Raw genomic sequence first — 22,935 nt, forward strand, 5'->3', positions numbered from 1 at the left:
CTGCGCACCGCGCCGATCATCGCGAGGTGAAGACCGCGTCGATCCAGAGATCACGTCGACGCGCTCACCACGTCGACCCTTTGACCGATAACGGGCCCGCCGCGCCCTACCCCATCCCGGCAGGAAGCGAGAACCGCATGAACAGCCGCAGCCTGCGAGGCACCCGACTGGGCTCCCTCTCCATGGAGACCGACGAGGGAGTCCTCGCCGCCCCCCGCCAGGAGGCCGTCTACGACTGCCCCAACGGACACGCCATCGTGCTGCCCTTCTCCGTGGAAGCCGATGTTCCCGCGGTGTGGGAGTGCCGCTGCGGCGCGACCGCTGTGCTGCGTGACCACGAGAAGCCGGAGGAGAAGCCCGGCAAGCCGGTGCGCACCCACTGGGACATGCTGCTGGAGCGGCGCAGCGAGGAGGATCTGCAGGTGCTGCTGGATCAGCGCCTCGAGCTGCTGCGCGCCGGAAAGCTGCACCAGCGCCGCGACCTCTGACCTATCCCCCCGCGCGCGAGCTCGCCCGCCGCGACCGGCAGCTGCAGGCTCGCACGCCCGCGCTCACGCCCCGTTCCCCGATCTGCGGGGACGGGGCGTTCTGCTGTGCGGCGACAGGCGGCGCGGTCGCGGGCCTGTCAGCCCTGGGCCCGCGCCTCTCAGCCCTGGGTGATGGTGGGCGGCGTAGCCGGTCCCGGGTCCTCGGGCCGCCGCGGCTCGCTGTCGATGATGATCTCCCCGTCGATCACCCCGCCGCTGCGAGTGGTGCGCCGGAAGAGCACATGGTTCGCCCCCGCGGAGCCGCTGCCGAGCCCCATTGCCTTCACCGCTCGGCGCTGCACCGGGGTGATGAGCAGCAGCAGCCCGGCAATATCCGTCAGCAGACCGGGGAAGAAGAACAGCAGTGCCGCCAGCAGTGTGAAGGCCGGGCGGGACAGATGCTTGTGCACATCCCCGCGGCCGCGCACGGCGCGCACCAGGGAGCGCAGACGGATGAAGGACTGTTGCCCGGCGGCGACCACAAGCGCCACGCCGATGATCCAGCCCACCACGACGACCAGCACGGCCCACCACAGACTGGTGTTGATGCCGATCGCCACGAGGATCGCGAGCTCGGAAAGGCCCACCAGCACGACCCCCAGCGGCACCAGCGTGCTCCAGCGCGAGCGGCGTTCGCCCGCGTGCGGTGCTCCGGTCATGGGCGTGTCTCCTCCAGCTGGTCCTGCGCGGTCTGCCCGTCGGCTGCGGACCCGTTCAGGCTAGCGCAGCAGTCCGCGAAGCTGCTGGGTGCGGCGGGCGAGCCCCCAGGCGGTGACCTTCACCAGCGCTTCGCGCACGATGTCGCCGCTCATCTTGCTGGCCCCCTCGGTGCGCTCATCGAAGTCGATCGGCACTTCGGTGATCAGCGCCCCGAGCTCACGCGCCCGCCGGGTCATATCCACCTGGAAGCAGTAGCCCTGCGAGGCGATGGTCTGGTCCATCAGGCGCTGCAGCAGCTCAGCGCGGAACACGCGGAAGCCGGCGGTCGCATCGGCCACCCCGATCCCCAGCCAGAGCCTCACATAGGTGTTCGCCCCGCGGGAGAGCAGCAGGCGGCGCAGCGGCCAGTGATGGACCTGCCCGCAGGGCACCCAGCGGGAGCCGATCGCCAGATCCGCGCCGCGCCGCACCGCCTCCACCAAGCCCGGCAGCTGTTCGGGCCGATGGGAGGCGTCTGCGTCCATCTCGGCGAGCAGGGCATAGCCGCGCTCGAGCCCCCATGCGAAGCCGGCGAGGTAGGCGGGGCCGAGCCCTTGCTTGCCCTCGCGGTGCAGCACATGCACCGCCGGATCGGTCTGCGCCTGCTGCTGGGCCCACTGCCCGGTTCCATCGGGCGAGGCGTCATCGACCACGAGGACGTGCGCGGCGGGCACGGCGGCGCGCAGACGCTCGAGGGTGCCGGGCAGCGCCTCGATCTCGTCATAGGTGGGGATCACCACCAGCAGCGGGAGCGGCGGGTGATTCGAGGGACGAACTCTCATCGACGATCTTTCGAGGTGCGGGACGAGCGGGAAGAACGGGAGGTGCGCGCGAGGGCACGGTGCGGTGAAGCAAGCGACGCGAGCAGGCCCAGCAGCCCCAGCGCGCTGAGCCCCACGGCGATCCACGGCCCGGCGGCCACCGCAGGCGTGGTGGCGGTGCGCAGCGGCACATCGGCCAGCAGCGCCCCCTGTTCCCAGTGGTCCACGACATCGATCCGGCGTCCCTCGGGGCTGAAGATCGCGGAGTGGCCGACGGTGGAGATATGCACGACGGAGCGGCCGGACATCACGGCCATCACCTTGGCTTCGGCGAGCTGTTGGATCGCCTCATGAGAGTGTCCGAACAGCGCGTTGTTGGATTGCACGATGATCACCTCGGCACCGTCGTCGACGACGTCGTGCACGAGGTTGTCGTAGGCGATCTCGAAGCAGATCAGCACCCCGGCGGTGTCCTCCCCCAGTCCGAGAGCGGCCAGATCCATGTCTCCGACCTCCTCACCGGGGAGCATGTCCATGGAGACCAGGTCCACTTTGTCGGTGATCTTGCGGAACAGCTCCCGCTGCGGGATGTACTCGCCGAACGGCACGGGGTGGCGCTTGGAGTAGGTGTAGGGAATGCTGCCATCGGGGGCGAACAGCACCGCCTGGTTCAGTCGGTGGTTGTCGTCGACGGCGGCTTGGGTGCCGACCAGCAAGGGGGCGTCGGCCTCCCGGGCAATGGCGGTGAGCTGCTCTGCCATCAGCGGATCTTGGCGCGGGTCCCAGCCCGTGGAATCCTCCGGCCACACCACGAGGTCCAGGTCCATGTCCTGCTGCTGTGCTGTCGCGAGCGTCTGGTGGGTGATCTCCAGATGGTTGTCGAACACGTCGTCGGGCATGGCGTAGGAGACCGGGTCGATCTCTCCCATCGAGCCCTGGATCGCGGCGATCGTCATCGAGGGACGCTCGGATGGAGCCCGGTTCACGGGATGCGGCACCACGAGGGTCAGTAGCACCAGGGCGACCGCGGCGGCGCAGGGCCACACCCCGGCGAAACCGACCAGGCCAGTGCGGCGCCGCCCCAGCAGCGCCAGCACGCCCAGCAGCAGCAGCTGGCCGATGACGGCGACGGCGAAGGCGAGTCCCGCCATCCCCACCCAGGGGGCGAGGCTCAGCAGCGGCGAGCTCGACAGGGCGAAGCCGCTCGCCCCCCACGGCAGTCCGCCCCAGGGCCAATGCGAGCGCAGGCTCTCCACCGCCACCCACAGCCCAGCCACGATCACCAGGGTGCTCGGACCCAGACCCCGCCGGACCATCACCGTGCGGGCGAGCCCCCCGAACAGGACGATGTACAGCGCCTGCACGGTGCCGAGCGCCAGCCACGGCATGGCTCCCGCGTAGGTACTCGCCCATTCGGTGAGCGGCACGAAGAACGCCAGCCCCCACAGCAGCGATACGAAGACCGCGAGGAGCGCGGAGCGCACCAGCAGCCCGCCGAGCAGCAGGGCGAGGGCGATGGGCAGCAGCATCCACAGGTCGTAGGGCGGGAAGGCCAGCACGGCGCACAGTCCGCCGAGCACCCCCATGAGCAGTGCGGCCGGCCAGGGCGTCGGGGTGAACTCATCGCGCGCAGCAGCGCGGCCGCGCTGCCGGGCCGGGGGTCGCGCGGCGGTGGCGCGGGCTGAGCTGCGGCTCATGCCTCAGCCTTCGGCAGGCTGTCGTGCACGATGCGCCCGTCGATCACCGTGCGCAGCGCACGGGGGCTGCCCTGGTCCAGATCCGGCAGCAGTGGCGTGCGTGAGCGCGGATCGGTGGACCAGGTGTCCACGCCTTCGGCCTCGGAGCGGACCGTGAGGTCCCACGGCTCCCACACCACGAAGGTCGCGGGAAGGCCGGTGCGCAGGTCCCCGGGGTGACGGTGCCCGGCGGCGCGCTGCCCGCCGCGGGTGGCGGCGAGGAAGGCGGCACGGTCACCCACCCGCTGGTCAGGGTCGGGATCATGCGCAGCAGCACGCACCCAGCTCCAGGGGTCCTGCGCCTGAGGGGCGCCGCCGGAGCCGAAGGTGAAGGGAATCCCGTCGCGCACATAGTCCCGGTACGCGACCGGCTCATCGCCCGGCACGATCACCCGGACACCGTCACGGGTTCCGGCCGGGCCGGGCAGACGCAGCACGATGCCGCGGGCCGCGGCGGCCTGCTCCTGATGGGGTGCGGGGAGGGACCCGTCGGCCGTGGCGGCGGCATCGACGAATCCGGGAGTGACCAGGCATCCGGTGGCATCGATGCGCGGGGTGTCCGGGTGCAGCACCGCGGCGGAATCCGCGGTGCCGATCCACGCGATCATGCCGTCCGCGATCAGCATCGCGTCCGCTTCAGGATCGGCGGTGCTGTACAGCACGATGCCGGTGTACAGCTGGGCGGTCGGCAGGTCCGGGGCGAGGTCAGTGGTGCTCACACCGCTCAGCTTCTCGCGGTCACCTGGGAGCTTGCTCATCGGTCAATCTCTTGGGCCACGAGTCCACGACGCACCGCCCGGATCGCTCGGTGCGCCGTCTGGCCCAGCACCGGATCGGCGGTCAGCTGATCCAGCAGATCGATGACCTGCCGACAGTGGCGCACGAAGTCACCGGGCGGCAGATCACTGCCATCGAGCGCCGCCGCGAGATGGCTGCCGCGGGCCCAGCGGTGGACGATCGCCGCGAGCGCCGGATCGGGGGCATCGGTCGGATCGATGCCGTGCCGCGCCTCGGCGGCCTGCAGCGCCGTGGCCAGACGTGTCGAGGCCTCCAGAACGCCGTCCACGGCCGGATCGGGGATCAGCTCGGGGGCACGGTCATCCCGCCGGGACTCATGCACCGCAGCGGACACCACAGCGGCCAGGCCCGCGGCGTCCAGCCCCGTCCAGGCGCCGTGCTCGAGGCACTGGGCGATCAGCAGGTCACGGTCGCTGAACAGGCGGCGCAGCCGCATACCGCTGTCTGTGGGATACAGCTCGCGCGTACTTCCCGCGTCGGCGCCGGATACCTCCGTGAGGTAGCCGAGCTCGAGCAGCAGGGCGGTGAGTCGGTCGAAAGCACGGGCGAGGGTGCTGGTGCGTCCGCTGATGCGATGCTGCACACCCTCGAGCTCCCGGCGGGTGCGACGCCAACGCCCCACCCAGCGCAGATGCGAATCCAGGTCCGGGCAGGCCGCACAGGGATGCGCAGCCAGCTGCTCACGCAGGGCGATGAGCTGGGCATCCGTCGCCGCGGTGGAGGGACTTCGCCGCGCTCGGCGACGCACCGCGGCACGGGCATCCTCCTCCTGGCCGGACAGGCGCTGGCGCAGCGCCGCGGCAGTGTCCTTACGGACCTTGCCCTTCGACAGGGTCTCCGGGCGCGGCAGCCGCATCGTGTCGATGACGGCGGGGGCGGAGGGCACATCCCCAAGGCTGATGGTGCGGCGTCTGCCCTCGGCGTCCAGCAGCTCCACCTGAGGACCGCCGAGGACGGCCCGGTCCACGTCGAGGACGACAGCGTAGCCGCGACGTTTCCCACCGGGCAGGGCGATGATCTCCCCGCGCCGCAGATCTCCGAGGATGCTGCGGGTGCGGTCACGGTCCTTCGCGGCCCGGGCCTGGGAGAGGCTCTTCTCACGGGCGGAGATCTGCTCCTGCAGCTGCGCATACTCCAGCAGGTCTCCCCGCTCGCAGGTGATCGCCCGCTGATAGTCGTGGACCGTGTCCTCGAGCTCCCGGGCCCGGCGGGCCAGCCCCACCACGGAGCGGTCGGCCTGGAACTGGGCGAAGCTGGTCTCGAGGGTCTCCCGGGCGCGGGCGAGGTCGAAGCGGTCCAGCAGGTTCACCGTCATGTTCGGGGTGGGCCGGAACGCAGAGCGCAGCGGATAGGTGCGGCGCGAGGCGAGGGAGGCAACAGCCTGCGCGTCGAAGCGCGGGCCCGCGAGGACCACCGCATGGCCCTCGGTGTCGATGCCGCGACGTCCGGCCCGTCCGGTCAGCTGCGTGTACTCCCCCGGGGTGAGGTCCGCGTGCTCCACGCCGTTGAACTTCACGAGCTTCTCGAGCACCACCGAGCGGGCGGGCATGTTGATCCCGAGCGCCAGCGTTTCGGTGGCGAACACCACCTTGATGAGCCCGCGGGAGAACAGCTTCTCGATGACCGTTTTCAGCAGCGGCAGCATCCCGGCGTGATGTGCCGCATAGCCGTCGAGGGCCGCGCGCCGGAACGCGGCGATGCCCAGCACGTCCTCATCCTCCACGCCGATCTGCGCGAGCTCTTCGTCCAGCACAGCGCGGATCTGACGGCGCTCAGTGTCATCGGTGAGGCGCAGGTGCGCGCGGGCGCACTGCTGGACCGCACCGTCACAGCCGGCGCGGGAGAAGATGAACATGATGGCGGGCAGCAGCCCATGGCCATCCAACAGCTCCACCACATCGGTCCGACGGGGCGGGCGCACTCCCCCGCCGGGACCGCGGCCGCCCCCGCGGTGGTGACGGCGCGGATCCTCACTCCCCCGTCGGCCCTGCCCCCGGTGATCCCGGTGCTCCTCGCGCGGACCGCGACCGCCGCGTCCGCCGCGGCCGCGACGCTGCGCCGAGCCGCGGGGGCGGTGCCGTCCGCTCGTGCCCTTGCGGTCCCGGTGCCCTCGACCGTGATGCCCGCCGCGGCGCTCACCGACTGGCAGGGAGAAGGACGTGATGCGTTCGATCTGCGGGTTGACCTCGCGGTGCGCCGCCGCGCCGGGGCCATGGGAGACCACGGCGTCCCCGTCGGCGTCGACGAACAGGTCCAGCAGCTCATCGCCCACGACGACGTGCTGCCACAGCGGCACCGGACGGGTCTCGGAGACGATGATCTCGGTGCTGCCGCGCACCTCCTGCAGCCACGCCCCGAACTCCTCGGCGTTGGAGACGGTCGCGGACAGCGAGACGAGCTGCACCTCGCGCTCCAGGTGGATGATGACCTCCTCCCACACCGGTCCGCGCAGCCGGTCGGCGAGGTAGTGGACCTCGTCCATGACCACAAAGCCGAGCCCGTCCAGCAGCTGCGAGTCCGCGTAGAGCATGTTGCGCAGCACCTCGGTGGTCATCACGACCACCTCGGCGTCCGGCCGCACCGAGGTGTCTCCGGTCAGCAGACCCACCCGGTCGGCGCCGAGCCACTCCACGAGCTCCCCGAACTTCTGGTTGGACAGCGCCTTGATGGGGGCGGTGTAGAAGACCTTGCGACCTGCGGCCAGCGCCAGGTGCACCGCGAACTCGCCGACGACGGTCTTGCCCGCTCCGGTCGGCGCGGCGACGAGCACCGAGCTGCCGGACTCGAGTGCGCGTCCCGCCGCGAGCTGGAAGTCATCCAGCTCGAAGGGGTAGCGGGCGGTGAAGGCGGCCAGCTCGGAGCGTTCGTGCTGCTGCTGGGCGGCCCACTGGGCGTAGCGTTCGGCTGGCGAGGTCATGCCTCACCTCCGGTCGTGCTCCCCCCGGCGGGATCCGGCGGCAGTTCGGCGAGCAGCCGCACCGCACCGGGCAGGATCCGCGCGGTGATGGGCAGGACTGAGCGCGGCTCACCGTCGGCATAGGCGCGCAGGCCCCGGCCGGAGCGGACGCCCACGGTGATCTGGCGCACCGGCTGGATCTGCACCTCGTCCAGCTCAGTGTGGGTGCCGCGGAAGACGCGGGGGAAGAACCGCAGCAGCCGGGTGCGGCTGATGTCCGTGACGGCCGCGAGCTCGAGCTGCCCATCGTCCACCCGAGCTTCCGGTGCCATGCGCATGCCGCCGCCGAACACGCCGGTGTTGCATAGGGTGAGGATCGAGGCGTCGAGCTCTTGGCGCTCGCCGCTGTCGATCTCGATCCAGAACGGCAGCGGGCGGAAGGCCGGCAGCTCGCGCAGCACCGCCGTGGTGTAGCGCATGGTGTGGTGGCGGGCGCTGTTCGCGCGTGCGTTGACGAGGGCATCGAAGCCCAGGTTCACGTTGCCGAGCGCGAGAGAGCGGTGCGGCAGGGCGTGCTCCCCGGTGGCGAGCACCTCGATCGCGTCGATTCGCACCGCGGGGCGCGAGAGGGCGTGCAGGAGGATGCGCGTGGCCTCCTCCGGGTCGTTGATCGGGATGTCGAGGGCGCGGGCGAAGTCATTGCCGGATCCGGCCGGGACGATGCCGAGCCGCACCGGTGTGCCGGCCACGATCTCTGCGCCGAGCGCCACGGTGCCGTCCCCGCCGATCACGACCAGCGCCGTGAGGGTGTCGCGCACGTCCTCCGCGCGGGCGCGGGCTACATGGGCGGAGGGTCCGGAGAGGTCCACGACGGACAGTCCGGCCAGGCGCAGCAGCTGGGCGACCTGCCGACCAGTGCGGCGTCCGGCACCGTGGGCGGCAGCGGGGTTGGTCAGCAGGCCCACCCGCAGGCGGCTCACCGGCGCTCCTCAGTGTCCTCGTCGATCTCGTCCAGACGCTTGGCGCGTTCGATCGGGGCGGGGGCGTCATCGATCCGGCTGGCGCGGTCCACGTCCTGGGAGGTGCCCTCCCTCTTGTCGCGCCGTCGGTCGTTGAGCATCGCGATGACGATCGCGCCGAAGAACAGCGAGGCGATCGAGCCGGACATGGCGATGAGGGTGAGCGGCTCCGGAGTGGGCACCATGACGGCGGTGAACAGGAAGCTGAGGAAGATGATCCAGCGCCAGCTCTTGAGCATGGTCCGCCCCCGAATCAGGCCCATGAGGTTCAGCACCACCATCACCACCGGGATGACGAAGGCGATGCCGAAGGCGAGCATGGTCTTGACCAGCAGCGCCAGATACTCGTCGTAGCGGATCAGCTGCTCGACCTGATCCTCCTGCGGGGTGAAACTCAGCAGGACCGGGATCAGCTGGTTCACCGCCCAGTACCCGGCCACACAGCCTAGGAAGAACAGCGGGATTGCGGCGCCGAAAAACCCCAGCGCGTAGCGGCGCTCGTTCTTGTGCAGCCCGGGCATGACGAACAGCCAGGTCTGCAGCATGATCATCGGGGAGGAGAGGATCAGCCCCATGTACGCGGCCAGCTGCAGGCGGACATTCAGACCGGTGCCGGCTCCCTGGAAGTTCAATGCCGCGTTGTACCCCTTGCGGGAGGCGATGATGAAGGGCCGCTGCAACACGTCCCACACCCACGGGAACAGGAACCAGCCCACGATGGCGAGCACCAGCACCGTCACCGCGCAGATCATCAGACGGTTGCGCAGCTCGGTCAGGTGCTCGCCGAGGGACATGCGCCCCTCGGGGTCCTTGCGCGGCTTCTTCGCCGGCTTGGCCGGGGCGCTGCGGCCCCGGTCCCGTGTCTCATCCGCCACGGATTCGCCTCCTCACACGCTGCGGGGTCCGAGCGGTCAGCCGCCCGGACCCCGCCAGCACAACGTCGATCGAGTGCTCAGTCGCGCCGGTAGGAGTCGTCGTCCTCGCGGACGCGCAGCCGCTCGCGCTCGTCCTCGCCCTCGCGCGGGTCGTACTCGCGGTCCTCGTAGCGGTCGCGACGATCCCGCTCACGGTCGTCGTAGCGGCGATCACGATCATCGTGGCGACGGTCGCGGTCCCGGTCGTCATAGCGCCGGTCGCGATCACGATCGTCATAGCGACGGTCACGGTCATCGGCCGCGTCCTCGTCGTCACGGTCTCGATCTTCCCCGCGCATCTCCTCGACCTCGCTCTTGAAGATGCGCATCGACTGGCCCATGTTGCGAGCCAGGCCCGGCAGCTTGTTCGCCCCGAACAGGAGGATCACCAGGACGATCAGCAGCACGATCGCCCAGGGGTTACGCATGAATCCCATTGAAGTACCTTTCGACAGCGCCGCATCGGCGGCACGGGCGCCCCCTATCATTCCACAGCGGAGCGAGCGCCGTTCGGGCCGTCGCATCGACGAACCGCCCCACCTGGAGCGGGCCGTCCCAGGGTAGCTGCTCTCAGGTGTCGTGCCGTGCAGCGGCGTCCCGCGCCACAGTCACGATCGTGTCTCTCAGATCACTCGGCGTGAGCACCTCCGCCGCCCCGGCGGCCTCCAGCACCGCATCGACGAGGGAGGCTCGGACGGGCGCAGGCAGATGCGCGTACGTCACCCCGTCGGCTCCATCGCGCAGTTCGGTGGCGTCGAAGGATTCAGCGATCCAGCGGGCCGGTGCCTCCAGGCGCAGCCAGGCGCCGTCCTGCACCCGGCCGGACAGCACGGGGCCTGCAGACCCTGCGGGGCGGTGCATCGGCGCATCGGCATCCAGCACCTCCACCACGCGATCCAGGCGGAAGGCGCGCTCCGCCTCGGCGAGCTCGCAGTAGGCCCGCAGGTAGGAGCGGGTGCCATCGGTCTCGATCGCGAGCGGTCGGATGCGGCGCACGCTCGTGCCCGCCCGATCGGCGGAGGAATAGCGGATCACGAGGTGTGCCTCCTCGCTGCCCTCGTCGGCACGCAGCGCCCCCTGCACCGCAGAGAGCACCGTCTCGGCACGATCGGCGGTGCGGGCGGCGGACTCATCGGCGGCAGCGGCTTCCGCGAGCTCCTGGGCCGTGGGCGCTACGGAGGCGTCGGAGGGATCGCTGCCCGCGGCGAGGGCATCCAGGAGCTTCTGCCGCGCGGAGGCGACGGTCTCCTCGGCCTCCCCGGCCGCGGGTTCGAGGGCCGCGAGCCCTGCCAGCAGGGCGGTGGTCTCCACGGCAGACAGCCGCAGAGCTCGGCGCAGCGGCTCGGCGTTGCGCACGCGCACGATGCCGTGTTCGTACTCCGTTTCGATGAAGTCCTCCCAGCCGGTGCCCATGTCGCCGCAGACGAACAGCACCTCGAGGTCTTTGATGAGCTCCGCGGGAGTGATGCCGAGCTCTTCGGCGAGTTGCTCGAGATCCACCTCGCCGCGGCGCATCACGGAGGAGGCGGTGGAGATCAGGCGCGAGAGATGATCGCCGCTCTGCTGCGTGCTGCGGATCCGCACCGCAGGCCGGGCTTCGGCCGTCTCCAGCGGGGCGAGGTCCGGTGCGGCCGCGTGGCGGTCGCGGATGTCGCTCAGCACCTGGGCGATCTCGGTGCGCCACGCGGCGGGCTCGAGCAGCTTCGCCCAGCGGGCTTCGGCGAGGATGAGGCGGCGGGCCGCGGGGCGCGGCATCTGCGGCAGCTGCACCTCGGGCTCCTCAAGTCCGGCACCGGCGCGGTCCCGCAGCGCGAGTGCCTTGTACGGCTCGAGCCGCACCCGGGCACCGGCGCGATCATCGCTGTCCAGCATCGTGGTGAGGACCTCCCCGAGGTCGAGATCGGCCGGGCGCTCTGCCGTCGCAGCGCTGCCGAGCACGGGGAAGGATTCGATGCGCGAGGCTCGGAAGGAGCGCGGCGCCGAGCGCTCGCGGTCGAAGCCGTGCAGGTACCAGTGGCCGTGGTGGACGCCCACCACCCACGGCTCGACGTGCCTGTCCGCAGGCTCGCCCGTCGCGGGACGGTAGCGGAATCGCACCGACCGCCCCGTGACCACGGCCTCCAGCAGCGGGCTCAGCACGGGCAAGGATTCCACCGCCCCGCGCGGGGTGCGGCGCAGCAGATCCGGGTCGGCGTCATGACCCAGGCTCAGCAGCTTTGCGCGCACCCGGCGGGCGGCACCGCCGGCGGTCGCATCGTCCCAGGCGCGGCTCGCGGCCAGCAGCACCGTGTATTCCGCGGTGCTGAGGTCCAGCACCGCTCCCCCGGCGGGCGAGTCGATTCGGTAGTAGACGATGTTCTCGTCCAGCACATCCTTCTCGGTGATCAGCGGCAGGCCGAGCGCGAGGATCGCTGCCTTGTCGCGCTCGAACATGCGCTCCGCCGCCTGGTCGGAGGTTGCCTCGGCATAGGCGGGGATCACGGCGAACAGTTTGCTGCGGTCGATTCGGCGCCGCGAGCCGATCGTCATGATGACGTTGAGCAGTCTCTCCACACTCTTCGAAGCCACGCCGCCAGACTAGGGCACCGGGTCAGCTGCGGTCGCGAGCGTGATGTGATGTCGCAGGTGCGGGCGCCGGGTCGCGGCACGGTCCGGCCTAGGCTGGTGGGCATGCTGCGATGGGAACGAGGACACGTCCGCGCTGAGCTGGCCTCCTGGGCGGGCGCCGTCCAGCTCGAGGTCGAGCTCGAGGGCGAGGCCGACGGGACACGGGAGACGGTGCGTGCCCTGGCCTACCCTGAGCTGACCGGAACGCCGGAGGTTGGTGAGCTGGTGCTGCTGAACACCAATGCGCTGCGTCGTGAGCTCGGGACCGGTGGGGATGCCCTCGTGGTGGCCCGCCCCGAGGCCCTCCCCGAGGCGGAGGCGGTCGACGGGCACATGGTCAAGGCTCGATACACGCCGATGCAGACGCTCGTCGATGCGCTCGATGACCCCGCGAGCGAGCACTACGAGACCCTGCGCGACGCCAAGGGCCTGGAGGCCATGCCCGTCGTGGTCGCGGATCTGCACTCCTCTCTGCCCGCGATCATCGCCGGGATCCGCCGCCAGAAGCGTTCGGCGCGCATCGCCTACATCCACACCGATGCCGCGGCACTGCCGGCCGCCTATTCCCGCAGCGCCGCGCGTCTGCGCAAGGCCAATCTGCTGGCTGCCACGATCAGCGCCGGACAGTCCTTTGGTGGCGATTACGAGGCGGTCACCGTGCATTCTGCGCTGCTGGGCGCCAAGCACGTCGTCGGCGCCGATATTGCGATCGTCATCCAGGGCCCAGGGAATCTCGGCACCGGCACCGGTTGGGGATTCTCGGGGGTGCAGATCGCCGAGGCGGTGCATGCCGCCGCGGTGCTCGGCGGATGCCCGGTGGCGACCCTGCGGGTCTCGGAGGCCGATGAGCGCACGCGGCACCGGGAGCTGTCCCACCACTCAGCGACCACCTATGGGCAGGCGCTCCTGGCTCCGGTGCGTCTGCCCCTGCTCCCCCGCACCTACTCGCGGTACAACAAGTTCCATGAGTGTGTGCGGAAACAGGTGAAATCATCGATTCTCAAGCCGGCGCAGAAGCGCGGGATCCTGCACGAGATGGTCGAGATCGACGCCAAGGGGCTGCGGGACGCGCTCGAGGAGATGCCGGTGCGGATGACGTCGATGGGCCGCACCCTCGCCGAGGACTCCTCGTCCTTCCTCTACGCGGCGCTCGCCGGGCGCTGCGCGGCGCAGCTGCTGGACGCCGATCCGGACGACTGAGCGGCTCAGCCGCCCGGCGCCTCGCCGCGGTCACGCGCGAGATCGCGCAGCAGACGTGCATCGGCGATCGCACGCTGGCCGTCATAGCGCTGGATTGCCTGCACCGGGTGTGTGCGCCCATCGGCGAGATCCAGATGCGCCCACGGATCCCCCATCGGGAAGCTGATCCCCAGCACCTCCGGCCAGTCCAGCGTGCGGGAGCGCATGAGGTTGCGGATCTCGAGGTGCTCGGGCCGCGCCACCACGCGCACCGAGGCGTACAGGTGGCACAGCAGCGCCAGCAGCAGCCCGATCATCACCAGCGCCAGGCGGCCGCCCAGCTGGAAGGACGTGATGAGCACGGCCCCGGCGATCATCCCGCCCAGCACGATCACCGCCGTCACATAGGCCGCCACGCGCACCGCCCGCGGGCGGATCACCACCGTCGCGGTGCGCTCAGGAAGCTCGGGGCCGAGCTGGCGGGAGCTGATGGGCATCTCAGATGCGGCAGGCCTGGATCGCGGTCACCAGGATCGCGCGGGCCCCGACCTCGTAGAGGTCATCCATCATGCGGTGCGCAGAGCGCCGATCCACCATGGCGCGCACCGCGGACCACTCGCCACCGTGCAGCGGGGAGACCGTCGGGGACTGCAGCCCCGGGGTGATCTCCACGGCGCGCTCGAGCTGGGCAGTGGGGATGTCGTAGTCGAGCATCACGTACTCGCGGGCGACGAGCACACCGCGGATGCGCCGTTCGAGCACCTCCAGGGCATGCTGGCCCTGCTCGTCGAGCTCCATGCCGGGGCGGGAGAACAGCACCGCCTGGCTGGTCATGATCGGCGCGCCGAAGGGCTCGAGACCCGCCTGACGCAGGGTCGTGCCGGTCTCGACGACATCGGCGATGACATCGGCGACGCCGAGGCGGATCGCGGATTCCACCGCACCGTCGAGGTGCACCACCTGGGCCTCGACGCCGTGCTCGGCCAGGTGGTCGGCGACGAGCGACTCGTAGCTGGTGGCGATGCGGGCACCGGCGAGGTCGGTGACATCGCGGTGGGTACCGGCGGGAGCGGCGAAGCGGAAGGTCGAGCGAGAGAAGCCGAGCTCGAGGATCTCGCGGGCCGGGGTGCGGGAGTCGCGCAGCATGTCCTGCCCGGTGATGCCCACATCCACGGTGCCGGAGCCGACGTACACGGCGATGTCCCGGGGGCGCAGATGGAACAGCTCCACGCCGTTCTCCTCATCGACCACCACGAGCTCCTTGGCCATGCCGCGGCGGCGGTATCCGGCCTCTTGCAGCAGCTCGGCGGCGGGTTCGGACAGGGCTCCCTTGTTCGGGACGGCGATGCGCAGCATCGGTTCCTCCTTCACCGCGCAGGCGGTGGATGGCTCGGCGGGACAGATCAGGGGCGGCAGGGGCGCGCCGCGCGCTGGGCGCTGGACGCTGGGCGCGGGCACGGTGCTTCAGGGCTTCAGGGCCGTGGGGCCCGGTGCTCACAGGTGTCGGTAGACGTCCTCGAGGGTGATGTCGGTGGCCAGCATCATCACCTGAAGGTGATACAGCAGCTGGCTGATCTCCATCGCGGCGGCGTCCTTCGACTCGTGCTCACAGGCCATCCACACCTCGGCGGCCTCCTCGACGATCTTCTTGCCGATGTGGTGCACTCCGGCATCGAGCTCCGCGACGGTGCCCGATCCCTCGGGGCGGGTGCGGGCCTTCTCGGCGAGCTCGGCGTACAGGCTCTCGAAATCCTTCACCCGGCCAGGGTACGCGCCACGCCAGGTAGCGCGTCCCTGGATCCCGGGCTGCGGGATGGACCGCTCAGCGGCGCTGCACCGTGGGGTCCAGATGAGCGGTCTCGACGCTGACGGTCTCCTCGGGAGCGTCCTCGCGGCGGCGACGCACGCGCCACCACACGAAGAATCCCGTCAAGGTGAACACCCCGTAAAACAGGTACATGAAGGCGCTTGCGTAGTAGCCAGCGGACAGCAGCAGGGGCACGCCGACGATGTCCACCGCCACCCAGATCAACCAGAACTCGACCCAGCCCTTGGCCATGCCGTAGGTGGCCAGCAGGCTGCCCATGAAGATCCAGGCATCGGCCCACACCGGCTCATAGGAGCCGAGCGCGCGGAACAGAGGGGTGAGCGCGGCGGTGCCGCCGACCATCGCGGCGATCAGCAGCGCCCTGGTGCCCCAGGACGCCCATTCGGGTTCGACCGCGGTCCCGGCCCCGGATTCCTTGGTGCGGTGCCAGCGCACCCAGCCGTAGACGCTGGTGGCGATGAACATGACCTGGCGCCCGGCCTGCCCCAGCAGGTCCACGTGGGAGGCGTCGCCGAACAGGCTGCCCAGGAACACGGTCAGCAGCAGGACGTTGCCGATGATGCCCACCGGCCAGGCCCAGATCTTGCGGCGCATGCCGCCCAGTGCGCTCAGCAGGCCGAAGACATTGCCCAGTACCTCGCGGAGCATGAGGAACTGTCCTCCGGCGAATTCGATCTTCGCGTCGAAGAGCCACTGCAGAAATTCCATGACGGTCCTTTCTCCCGTGGAAGCAGTGGCTCCGGGGAAAAAGGTTTCCTTCATGGACGACGGGCGTGTCAGGGCGCGCACGTCGGCATCAAGGACGTGCGCCTCTCATCCAGGCTTTGACTGTCGGTGCCGGAGTTCCACCGGCTCCACCGCCGTAGCGGGTCGCGGACTATCACCGCCGGCTCGGACTTTCACCGACCCCGGAGCACGTCACGATGTGTGACCGCTCAACCATACTCGAACCGGAGCGGGCAGAAGAACGGACGCGCTGGTCGTGGCCCGTTCGACGATCCGGCGCGGGCTCCGCCAGGACGTCCGTGCCGCGGGAATCAGTGCGAGGGGATCGGGCCGGCGGGTTCAGTGCGGGCGGTGGGCGGCAGCGAGCTCGCGCAGCGCCGCGATCTCCTCCGCCGCATCCTGGGCGCGGTAGATCGCCGAGCCTGCGACGAACACGTTGGCGCCCGCCTCAGCGCAGCGCTCGATCGTCTCGCGGCTGACCCCACCATCCACCTGGATCGACACCTCGAGGTTCGCCTCGGAGATCGCCTGCCGGGCCCGTCGGATCTTCGGCAGCATCGTCTCCAGGAAGCTCTGCCCGCCGAATCCGGGCTCGACGGTCATGATCAGCAGCATGTCGAACTCGCCGATGATGTCGAGGATCGGCTCGACCGCGGTGGCGGGGCGCAGCCCCACACCCACCTGGACGTTCTTACGGCGCAGATCGCGGGCGAGCTTCACCGGGGCGCGGGAGGCCTCGAGGTGGAAGGTGACCGAGCTGGCGCCGGCTTCGGCGTAGGCGGGGGCCTCCCGATCGGCGTCTTCGATCATCAGGTGAGCATCGATGCCGATGGTGCTGCGCTCGACGATCTGCTCGACCATCGAGGGACCGAAGGTGAGGTTCGGGACGAAGTGGTTGTCCATGACATCCACGTGCACGGCATCAGCACTGGAGATCTTGTCGATCTCGGTGCCGATGCTCATGAAGTCGCAGTTGAGGATCGACGGGTGGATGTAGTGGCTGGCGGTCGAGTAGGCGGTCGTCATGACTGGTCCTTCCCATCGTCGGTGCCCTCACGGGCGGTGGTGTCGGTGCCGCCGCCGTGCTTGCGCAGCAGCGCGAGATACATCGCATCAGTGCCGTGCACATGGGGCCACAGCTGCACGGCCGGCCCCTCCCCCAGGTCGATCTGCGCGGCGCGCTCCGGCAGCACCCCGGCGCGCAGGGCCTCGCGCGCATCGAGCTGCTCCACATCATCGCGGCGCTTGAGCGCTTCCTCGACGATGAACCGGGTCTCCGCCAGGTGCGGGGAGCAGGTCACGTAGGCGACGACACCGCCGGGCGCCGCGGCATCCAGGGCCGAGGCCAGCAGATCACGCTGCACGGTCGAGAGGTGCCCGATGTCCCCGGGCTGCCGGCGCCAGCGGGCCTCGGGCCGTCGCCGCAGCGCACCGAGGCCCGAGCAGGGCACATCGGCAAGCACCCGGGAGAACGTCGCGGGCAGCTCGGTGCCGATGGTCGTGCCGTCGGCGGTGCGGGTAGTGATCTCGGCGCCGGCCTCGCGGAGGGTCGCGACGGCGCGGTCCACCAGCTCGGTGCGGTGCTCCTGCAGCTCCACGGCCAGCAGCTGCGCGTCATGGCCGACGGTGAGCCCGCCGAGCAGGGCGGTCTTGCCGCCGGGGCCGGCACACAGATCCAGCCAGCGGGCGTCATCCGCGAGCACGAGGTCATCGGCGCCGAGCGCGAGAGCGAGCGCCACGAGCTGGCTGCCCTCGTCCTGGACGGCGGCCCGGCCCTGCTTGAGGACATCCGTGCCGCCGGGGTCGCCCGAGGGCCAGGAGGCGGCGAAGATCGACCAGCGGCCCGCGGTGGCGCCCTCGTCGATCATCTCGTCGAGGTCCGTCAGCCCCGGCCGCATCACGAGAGCCACGGCAGGCGCGCGATTCTGAGCGGCCAGCAGCTCCTCAAGCTCGGCGACATCCCGGCCGTGACCGAGCAGAGCATCGCGCAGAGCCCGCACCACCCAGCGCGGATGGGAGTGGACGATCGACAGGTGGCCGATGAGGTCCTTCTCGCGCGACGGTGCGACCGCCGCGAGCCACTCCTCGAGGGTCCGCTCGCCCACGCGGCGCAGGACGGCGTTGACGAAGCTCGCCGCCCCCGCCCCGACGGCGGCACGGGCGAGGGCCACCGTCTCGCTGGTCGCCGCATGCGGGGCGACGCTCATCTCCACCAGCTGATGGGCGCCCAGCCGCAGCACGTCCAGCAGCACCGGTTCCACCTTCTCCAGGGGACGGTCCACGCAGGCGGCGAGGATCGCATCGAGCCGTCCCTGGGCGCGGAGGGAGCCATAGAACAGCTCGGTCGCGAAGGCGGCATCGCGGCCGCTGAGGCGGGCCGAGCGCAGCAGGCGCGGCAGGACGAGGTTGGCGTAGGAATCCTCCTCGCGGACCAGGCGCAGCCCTTCGAGGGCGACCTCCCGCGATGGGGTGGCGCGGCGGGCCCGCTCCGAGGGACGCGAGGCGGACCAGCCCTGCCGGGGGCCACCGCGGCCCCGAGAGCCGGAGCGCTGGCGGCCCTTGGCGTCGCGGCCCTGACGCGAGGAGCCGCCGCGGCGATGCTGTCGGTCCGCGCTCATGCGTCCTCCTCGGCAGGGGCGAAGGTGGTCTCAGGGCTGAGGTTCGCGCCGCGCGCCCAGTCGGCGCCGCGCATCGCCTTCTTCCCAGGCGGGGCGATGATCGAGATCGCGATCGGCCCGGTCCCGGTGCCGACCAGCAGGTGCTTCTTCATCGCATGGAGGCGTCCCGGGGGCAGCTCCACCTCGGGAAGCTGCGGGGGCAGCGGCTCGGTGCCGAGGATGCGGGTGCGCGCCCCGTCCAGCAGCGTCCACGCACCGGGGTCGGGGCTCATACCGCGGATATGGGCGCCCACCTGCTCGGCGGGTCGGGTCCAGTCGATGCGGGCCTCGGCCGGGGTGAGCTTCGCGGCGTGCGTAGCGGCGGCGTGGTCCTGTTCGGTGAAGGTGGCAGTGCCGGCGGCGAGGGCGTCGAGGGCTTCCAGCAGCAGCGGCGCACCCTCGCGCGCGAGACGCTCGAGCAGCTGCCCGGAGGTCTCATGCTCGCCGATCACCGCCGGAGCGGCCCTGATGAGATCCCCGGTGTCCAGGCCCTCCGCGAGACGGAACACGCTGATCCCGGTGTGTCGCTCACCGGAAAGCACAGCCCGCTGCGCGGGCGCGGCACCGCGCCAGGCGGGCAGCAGCGAGAAATGCAGATTCACCCAGCCGTGGGTGGGGATGCTGAGCGCGGCGGGTGGGACGAGGTTCCCGTAGGCGACCACGGGTGCGGCTTCTGGCGCGAACTCCCGCAGCTGGCCGAGCACCGTGTCATCGCGCAGCGTCGCCGGGGTGAGGACCGGCAGGCCCGCGTCCAGGGCGAGCTGCTTGACCGGGGAGGGCCGCAACTTCCGGCCCCGTCCGGAGGGGGCATCGGCGCGGGTGAGCACTCCCACCACCTCGTGCGGGGAGTCCAGGAGGGCCTGCAGGGACGGGAGGGCCACCTCGGGGGTGCCGGCGAAGAGAACACGCATGATGCCCTGAGTCTACGGGCGCGGAGGTCAGAACACGTCGGGCGGATCCAGGCGCACCCGGAGGGACCCGCGGTCCTTGCGGGCGCTGCGGGCGGCGACCGCGGCACGCAGCACTGCCGCGAGCTCCCGCGCCCGTTCCGGGGCGATCCGCAGCACAGCGCGGGCGCGGCCCGCATCCTCGGGGCGTTCGAGGTCCACGGGCCCGAACACGTCGGTGCCTCCGGGCAGGTCGAGGGCATCCACGAAGCGCCGGCAGGCATCCCGCTCCCCCATCACCTCGGCGACCCGGGCGAAGGGCGGCAGGTCCAGGTCGCGGCGATCCTCGAGCACCCGGTCGATGAAGACGCGGGAACGATGGGCGACGAGCTCGCGGATCGCCGGGAGCGTGGAGGTTCCGACGACGAGCACCTCCCCGTCCTGCTCGGCGGACCGCACGAGCGCGATCGCGTTGCGCCACCGCCGCACGGCCTCGACATCCGCGTCGAAGGCGGCGCGGGCGAGCATCGCATCGGCATCCAGCAGCAGCGCAGCAGCGTATCCGCCGGCCGGGTCGGGTTCCGCCCCGGGGGTGGCGACGACGATGCCGTGCTTAGGCACCGCAGCATCCTCGAGCGGCCCATGGGCGCCACCGGCCAAAACGAGCTCCGCGTGGGGGAAGGCGCGGTGCAGCTCCTCGGCGGTGCGGGTGGATCCTATGACCACTGCTCGGACCTCGGGCCGGTCGCATTCAGGGCAGCGGTAGCCGTCCTCGCGCTTCCCGCAGACCGCGCAGTGCAGGGGGCCGCCGCGCCCGCGCAGGGACAGCGGGGCCGAGCAGGTGGGGCAGCGGGCGCGCGTGCCGCAGAAGGTGCAGGAGATTGCGGGGATGTACCCGGAGCGCGGAACCTGCACAAGCACCGGCCCGTGTGCGAGACCCCGGCGCAGCACCCGCAGCGCCTCCTGCGGCATGCGGGAGCGGCCCGAGGGGCCTTCGCGCTCGCGCAGGTATTCGTCCATCGCGACGATCCGCGGGCGCACCTGGGTGATCGGCGCGGGAACGGGCTCCAGGGCAGCGAGGTAGCCGGCATCGGCCAGGGCTCGCAGCGGCACGGACAGGCTCGCCGAGAGGAACAGCAGGGCGCTGCGCTCTTCGGCGGAGCGGCACTGCAGCACTGTGCGGGTGTGCGGGTAGGGGGCGCGCGGCTCCTCGAGCAGGTCATCGGCCTCATCCACGCAGATGATGAGGGCGAGGTCCTGGACGGGGGCGAAAGCTGCGGAGCGGTTGCCGAGCACCACCCGGGTGGCGCCGCGCAGGATGCGACGGAAGGTGCGGTAGCGCTTCTCGGGTCCTTCGGCACCGGCAAGGATCTCGTGGTCGATGCCGCGCGCGGTGAGGACGCGGGCCAGGCGTGCGACGTCCCGCCCATCGGGGGCGATGACAAGGGCGCCGCGGTCCGGACCGAGGTCCGCGATCGCATCTGCGGCGACGATCGTCCAGGGATCCGCGGCATCGAGGATCAGGTGGGCGCGGGGCACCGGGCCCTCGGGGCTCCCCGCCCGGGAGAGCAGGGCGGCAAGCCCCGGATACCGGTCACCGGGACGTCGGGGGGCCGACGGAGGCGTGTCCGCTGCAGGGGTGTCGGCGGGATCTTCGGCCTGCTCGTCCTGTGCCTGATCGGCCTCTTCCGCAGCTTTCTCTGCGGCTTTCTCCGCGGCCGCGCGGTCGGCCTTCTCGGCGCGGGCATGCCGCGGCGGCAGCGCGAGGCGCAGCACGTCCCCGACGGTGCCGGCGCAGCGCTCAGCGATCTCCTCGCACACCCGCATCATCGCGGGCGGCACCACCACATCATCGGAGACCAGTCGGGCCAGCGGCGCAAGCGCCCGGTCGGTCGTCGGCTCCGCGTGTCGACCCAGCACAATGCCCTCGGTGTCCTTCCCCGAGAACCGCACCCGCACCCGCATCCCGGCCTCCGCCGCGGCGGTCGCCGGGGTGACGGCGTACTCGAAGGGCCGATCCAGATGCGGCAGCACTCCGATCAGGCGGACGCTCGCCACCGGACGCTCGGCGACCACGTCGAAACCTGCGGTGGTGCGCAGATCACGGGCCCGCCCGGGGTGCTCCGCGGGCGGGTCGGGAACAGCGACGGCGGGGGGCGCGAACAGACCCTGCTGGGCCTCATCCGGCTCCCCCGCCGCCGCGGCGGAAGGCGTGGTGCTCAGCGCTTGTGCACCGCCACCAGGTCGCACACGAACACGAGGGCCTCGCCGGGGGCGATCACCGGCGGGGCGCCCTGCTCGCCATAGGCGAGAGAGGCGGGGATCTCGAGACGACGGCGGCCGCCCACCTTCATACCCTGAACGCCCTGGTCCCAGCCGGCGATGACCTGGCCCACGCCCAGCTGGAAGCGCAGCGGCTCGCCGCGGTCCCAGGAGGCGTCGAACTGCTTGCCGGTGGAGTGGGAAACGCCCACGTAGTGCACGTCCACGATGTCGCCGCGGCCGGCCTCCTCGCCCTCCCCGAGAATCTCGTCGATGCTGACGAGCTCAGTGGGGGTCTCGGACTCGGGGCGGGCGACCTCGGGCTTGCTGCGATCGGTCATGATGCTCCTCCTCTGTGCGGTGGTTCGGGGTGGTGGATCAGATCAGAAAAAGGGGGTGGTCAGCCCTTCACGGGCTCGGCGTCCAGCACGTCGACGACGAAGATGAGGGTCTCACCGCCGAGCTCGTTCTTCTCGGGGTCCTCCCCGTAGGCGTCCGCGGGAGGGATGACGAGCATGACCTGGCTGCCGATCGGAAGGCCCGTCAGGTTCTTGTCCCAGCCGGGGATCACCCGGCCCTGGCCCTGGACGAAGGAGAACGGAGCACCGCGCTCCCACGACGAGTCGAACTGGCTGCCGTCGGACCACTTCCAGCCGGTGTATTGCATGACCAGGTAGTCGCCTTTGCGGGTCTTCTCGCCGTTGCCGGTGATGAGGACCTCCCGCACCGTCTCCGCGGGCGGCTCCCCTTCCGGTGCACCCTCGAGGCTCGGTGCGCCGTCCTCGCCGAGGGTCACGGCGGGGAAATCACCTGAGGGCTCGCCGGGCTCACCCTCGGCACGCAGTGGGGAGACGACGCGCTGCACATCGGCCACCTGGATCAGGGCATAGCGCTGGCCGTCGCCGCCCTGCTGCCAGCCCGCCATCGCGAAGCGGGAGCCCACCGGCAGTGCGGTGAAGAACTCGAAGGCATCCGGGCCGAGCGCCTCGGCCTGCACGGTGAGGCCGCCCGCGGGGGCGCCCTGCCACCAGGATTCGAGGGTCTCTCCGGAGGAGGCATCCACATACATCTGGTGCCAGATGATCGTGTCGCCCTCGGCGATGACATCCCCGTCGCCCTCGGCGATGACCTCGGCCTGCGGGGCGGTGATGGACAGCGGAGCCTCGAACTCGAGCGTCGGTTCCGCGCCGAGATCCTCGCTGATGCTGACGCTGTCCAGGGGGCGCTCGCCGCCGCCGTCGGAGGTGCCTCCGGCGTCGGAGGGACCGGAGCCGTTCTCGTCGCAGGCGGCCAGGCCGATGGCGGCGGTCGCGGCAAGGGCGGTGGTCAGCAGGGTGCGACGGCGCAGGGGTGAGGTCACGGAGGGCAGGCCTTTCAGGTCGAGTCCCCGGGTCGGGGTCGGAACCAGGGTACGGGTCGGGTGCAGGGTGCGCGCTGGA

Annotated in this window: 21 protein-coding genes and 1 riboswitch; of the genes, 2 read left to right on the plus strand and 19 right to left on the minus strand. The window is 71.1% G+C overall.

All coding sequences use genetic code 11. The annotated features are described in order from the left end of the window. The first annotated feature begins 137 nt into the window (after positions 1–137). Positions 138–488 carry an RNA polymerase-binding protein RbpA gene (locus CJ197_RS08185; RefSeq protein WP_102236261.1) on the plus strand — a complete coding sequence of 117 codons (351 nt, stop codon included), beginning with the start codon at positions 138–140 and terminating at the stop codon, positions 486–488. Between the two features lie 158 nt (positions 489–646). On the opposite strand, the gene CJ197_RS08190 is transcribed toward CJ197_RS08185, so the two are convergent. The 9 genes from CJ197_RS08190 to CJ197_RS08230 form a co-directional block, all read right to left on the minus strand. Next, on the minus strand, positions 647–1,186 hold the full coding sequence (locus CJ197_RS08190; RefSeq protein ID WP_102236262.1) for an FxsA family protein: 540 nt from the start codon (positions 1,184–1,186) through the stop codon (positions 647–649). Between the two features lie 60 nt (positions 1,187–1,246). Continuing rightward, a complete protein-coding gene (locus CJ197_RS08195) occupies positions 1,247–2,008 on the minus strand; it encodes a polyprenol monophosphomannose synthase (protein WP_102236263.1) in 762 nt (253 codons plus the stop codon). Further along, complete coding sequence (gene lnt, locus CJ197_RS08200) at positions 2,005–3,684, minus strand: apolipoprotein N-acyltransferase (RefSeq protein ID WP_102236264.1); 1,680 nt, start codon at positions 3,682–3,684, stop codon at positions 2,005–2,007. Before lnt ends, CJ197_RS08195 begins: the two co-directional genes overlap by 4 nt. Then, positions 3,681–4,481: a hypothetical protein gene (locus CJ197_RS08205; RefSeq protein ID WP_102236265.1), complete on the minus strand. Its 801-nt coding sequence runs from the start codon at positions 4,479–4,481 to the stop codon at positions 3,681–3,683. The genes lnt and CJ197_RS08205 overlap by 4 nt, the downstream gene beginning before the upstream one ends. Beyond that, positions 4,478–7,438, minus strand: a complete 2,961-nt coding sequence (locus CJ197_RS08210) for an RNA helicase (RefSeq protein WP_102236266.1) — start codon at positions 7,436–7,438, stop codon at positions 4,478–4,480. Before CJ197_RS08210 ends, CJ197_RS08205 begins: the two co-directional genes overlap by 4 nt. After that, positions 7,435–8,397, minus strand: a complete 963-nt coding sequence (locus CJ197_RS08215; RefSeq protein WP_102236267.1) for a diacylglycerol kinase family protein — start codon at positions 8,395–8,397, stop codon at positions 7,435–7,437. The genes CJ197_RS08210 and CJ197_RS08215 overlap by 4 nt, the downstream gene beginning before the upstream one ends. Beyond that, a complete protein-coding gene (tatC, locus tag CJ197_RS08220) occupies positions 8,394–9,311 on the minus strand; it encodes a twin-arginine translocase subunit TatC (RefSeq protein ID WP_233190752.1) in 918 nt (305 codons plus the stop codon). The genes CJ197_RS08215 and tatC overlap by 4 nt, the downstream gene beginning before the upstream one ends. A 77-nt stretch (positions 9,312–9,388) precedes the next feature. After that, the gene (gene tatA, locus CJ197_RS08225; protein WP_102236268.1) at positions 9,389–9,787 is read right to left on the minus strand and encodes a Sec-independent protein translocase subunit TatA; all 399 of its coding nucleotides are present in this window, start codon (positions 9,785–9,787) and stop codon (positions 9,389–9,391) included. 133 nt (positions 9,788–9,920) lie between these two features. After that, positions 9,921–11,918, minus strand: coding sequence for a YafY family protein (locus CJ197_RS08230; RefSeq protein WP_233190753.1), 1,998 nt, complete (start codon positions 11,916–11,918; stop codon positions 9,921–9,923). Between the two features lie 102 nt (positions 11,919–12,020). Here CJ197_RS08230 and CJ197_RS08235 point away from each other — a divergent pair, with 102 nt between their 5' ends. Beyond that, the gene (locus tag CJ197_RS08235) at positions 12,021–13,157 is read left to right on the plus strand and encodes a DUF3866 family protein (protein WP_102236270.1); all 1,137 of its coding nucleotides are present in this window, start codon (positions 12,021–12,023) and stop codon (positions 13,155–13,157) included. A 5-nt stretch (positions 13,158–13,162) separates the two neighbouring features. On the opposite strand, the gene CJ197_RS08240 is transcribed toward CJ197_RS08235, so the two are convergent. The 10 genes from CJ197_RS08240 to CJ197_RS08285 form a co-directional block, all read right to left on the minus strand. Then, positions 13,163–13,633, minus strand: a complete 471-nt coding sequence (locus CJ197_RS08240) for a PH domain-containing protein (protein WP_102236271.1) — start codon at positions 13,631–13,633, stop codon at positions 13,163–13,165. A gap of 1 nt (position 13,634) precedes the next feature. Next, positions 13,635–14,492: an ATP phosphoribosyltransferase gene (gene hisG, locus CJ197_RS08245; RefSeq protein WP_102236272.1), complete on the minus strand. Its 858-nt coding sequence runs from the start codon at positions 14,490–14,492 to the stop codon at positions 13,635–13,637. Between the two features lie 138 nt (positions 14,493–14,630). Continuing rightward, complete coding sequence (locus CJ197_RS08250; protein ID WP_102236273.1) at positions 14,631–14,894, minus strand: phosphoribosyl-ATP diphosphatase; 264 nt, start codon at positions 14,892–14,894, stop codon at positions 14,631–14,633. 64 nt (positions 14,895–14,958) lie between these two features. Beyond that, positions 14,959–15,672, minus strand: a complete 714-nt coding sequence (gene pnuC, locus CJ197_RS08255) for a nicotinamide riboside transporter PnuC (protein WP_102236274.1) — start codon at positions 15,670–15,672, stop codon at positions 14,959–14,961. Positions 15,673–15,765: 93 nt separating this feature from the next. Beyond that, positions 15,766–15,884: riboswitch (FMN riboswitch) on the minus strand. A gap of 145 nt (positions 15,885–16,029) precedes the next feature. Continuing rightward, a complete protein-coding gene (rpe, locus tag CJ197_RS08260; protein WP_102236275.1) occupies positions 16,030–16,716 on the minus strand; it encodes a ribulose-phosphate 3-epimerase in 687 nt (228 codons plus the stop codon). Then, entirely contained in the window at positions 16,713–18,308 is a 1,596-nt protein-coding gene (locus CJ197_RS08265; protein WP_102236276.1) for an RsmB/NOP family class I SAM-dependent RNA methyltransferase, read from the minus strand. Before CJ197_RS08265 ends, rpe begins: the two co-directional genes overlap by 4 nt. Then, entirely contained in the window at positions 18,305–19,258 is a 954-nt protein-coding gene (fmt, locus tag CJ197_RS08270; protein WP_102236277.1) for a methionyl-tRNA formyltransferase, read from the minus strand. Before fmt ends, CJ197_RS08265 begins: the two co-directional genes overlap by 4 nt. A gap of 27 nt (positions 19,259–19,285) precedes the next feature. Then, positions 19,286–21,484: a primosomal protein N' gene (locus tag CJ197_RS08275; RefSeq protein WP_158239413.1), complete on the minus strand. Its 2,199-nt coding sequence runs from the start codon at positions 21,482–21,484 to the stop codon at positions 19,286–19,288. Then, the gene (locus CJ197_RS08280) at positions 21,454–21,837 is read right to left on the minus strand and encodes an FKBP-type peptidyl-prolyl cis-trans isomerase (protein WP_102236278.1); all 384 of its coding nucleotides are present in this window, start codon (positions 21,835–21,837) and stop codon (positions 21,454–21,456) included. The genes CJ197_RS08275 and CJ197_RS08280 overlap by 31 nt, the downstream gene beginning before the upstream one ends. A 59-nt stretch (positions 21,838–21,896) precedes the next feature. Next, positions 21,897–22,856 (minus strand): FKBP-type peptidyl-prolyl cis-trans isomerase, encoded by a 960-nt coding sequence (locus CJ197_RS08285; RefSeq protein ID WP_233190754.1) that lies wholly within the window; start codon positions 22,854–22,856, stop codon positions 21,897–21,899. Between the last annotated feature and the right edge of the window lie 79 nt (positions 22,857–22,935).

It is taken from the genome of Brachybacterium sp. UMB0905, from assembly GCF_002871795.1.
In the GTDB taxonomy this organism is placed as follows: domain Bacteria; phylum Actinomycetota; class Actinomycetes; order Actinomycetales; family Dermabacteraceae; genus Brachybacterium.

Coding starts and splice junctions, on each gene's coding strand:
- rpe (WP_102236275.1), bottom strand. CDS start 16,716: ATGACGACCGCCTACTCGACCGCCAGCCACTACATCCACCCGTCGATC.
- CJ197_RS08265 (WP_102236276.1), bottom strand. CDS start 18,308: ATGAGCGCGGACCGACAGCATCGCCGCGGCGGCTCCTCGCGTCAGGGC.
- CJ197_RS08240 (WP_102236271.1), bottom strand. CDS start 13,633: ATGCCCATCAGCTCCCGCCAGCTCGGCCCCGAGCTTCCTGAGCGCACC.
- CJ197_RS08195 (WP_102236263.1), bottom strand. CDS start 2,008: ATGAGAGTTCGTCCCTCGAATCACCCGCCGCTCCCGCTGCTGGTGGTG.
- CJ197_RS08280 (WP_102236278.1), bottom strand. CDS start 21,837: ATGACCGATCGCAGCAAGCCCGAGGTCGCCCGCCCCGAGTCCGAGACC.
- fmt (WP_102236277.1), bottom strand. CDS start 19,258: ATGCGTGTTCTCTTCGCCGGCACCCCCGAGGTGGCCCTCCCGTCCCTG.
- CJ197_RS08190 (WP_102236262.1), bottom strand. CDS start 1,186: ATGACCGGAGCACCGCACGCGGGCGAACGCCGCTCGCGCTGGAGCACG.
- lnt (WP_102236264.1), bottom strand. CDS start 3,684: ATGAGCCGCAGCTCAGCCCGCGCCACCGCCGCGCGACCCCCGGCCCGG.
- hisG (WP_102236272.1), bottom strand. CDS start 14,492: ATGCTGCGCATCGCCGTCCCGAACAAGGGAGCCCTGTCCGAACCCGCC.
- CJ197_RS08210 (WP_102236266.1), bottom strand. CDS start 7,438: ATGACCTCGCCAGCCGAACGCTACGCCCAGTGGGCCGCCCAGCAGCAG.
- tatA (WP_102236268.1), bottom strand. CDS start 9,787: ATGGGATTCATGCGTAACCCCTGGGCGATCGTGCTGCTGATCGTCCTG.
- CJ197_RS08205 (WP_102236265.1), bottom strand. CDS start 4,481: ATGAGCAAGCTCCCAGGTGACCGCGAGAAGCTGAGCGGTGTGAGCACC.
- CJ197_RS08185 (WP_102236261.1), top strand. CDS start 138: ATGAACAGCCGCAGCCTGCGAGGCACCCGACTGGGCTCCCTCTCCATG.
- pnuC (WP_102236274.1), bottom strand. CDS start 15,672: ATGGAATTTCTGCAGTGGCTCTTCGACGCGAAGATCGAATTCGCCGGA.
- CJ197_RS08235 (WP_102236270.1), top strand. CDS start 12,021: ATGCTGCGATGGGAACGAGGACACGTCCGCGCTGAGCTGGCCTCCTGG.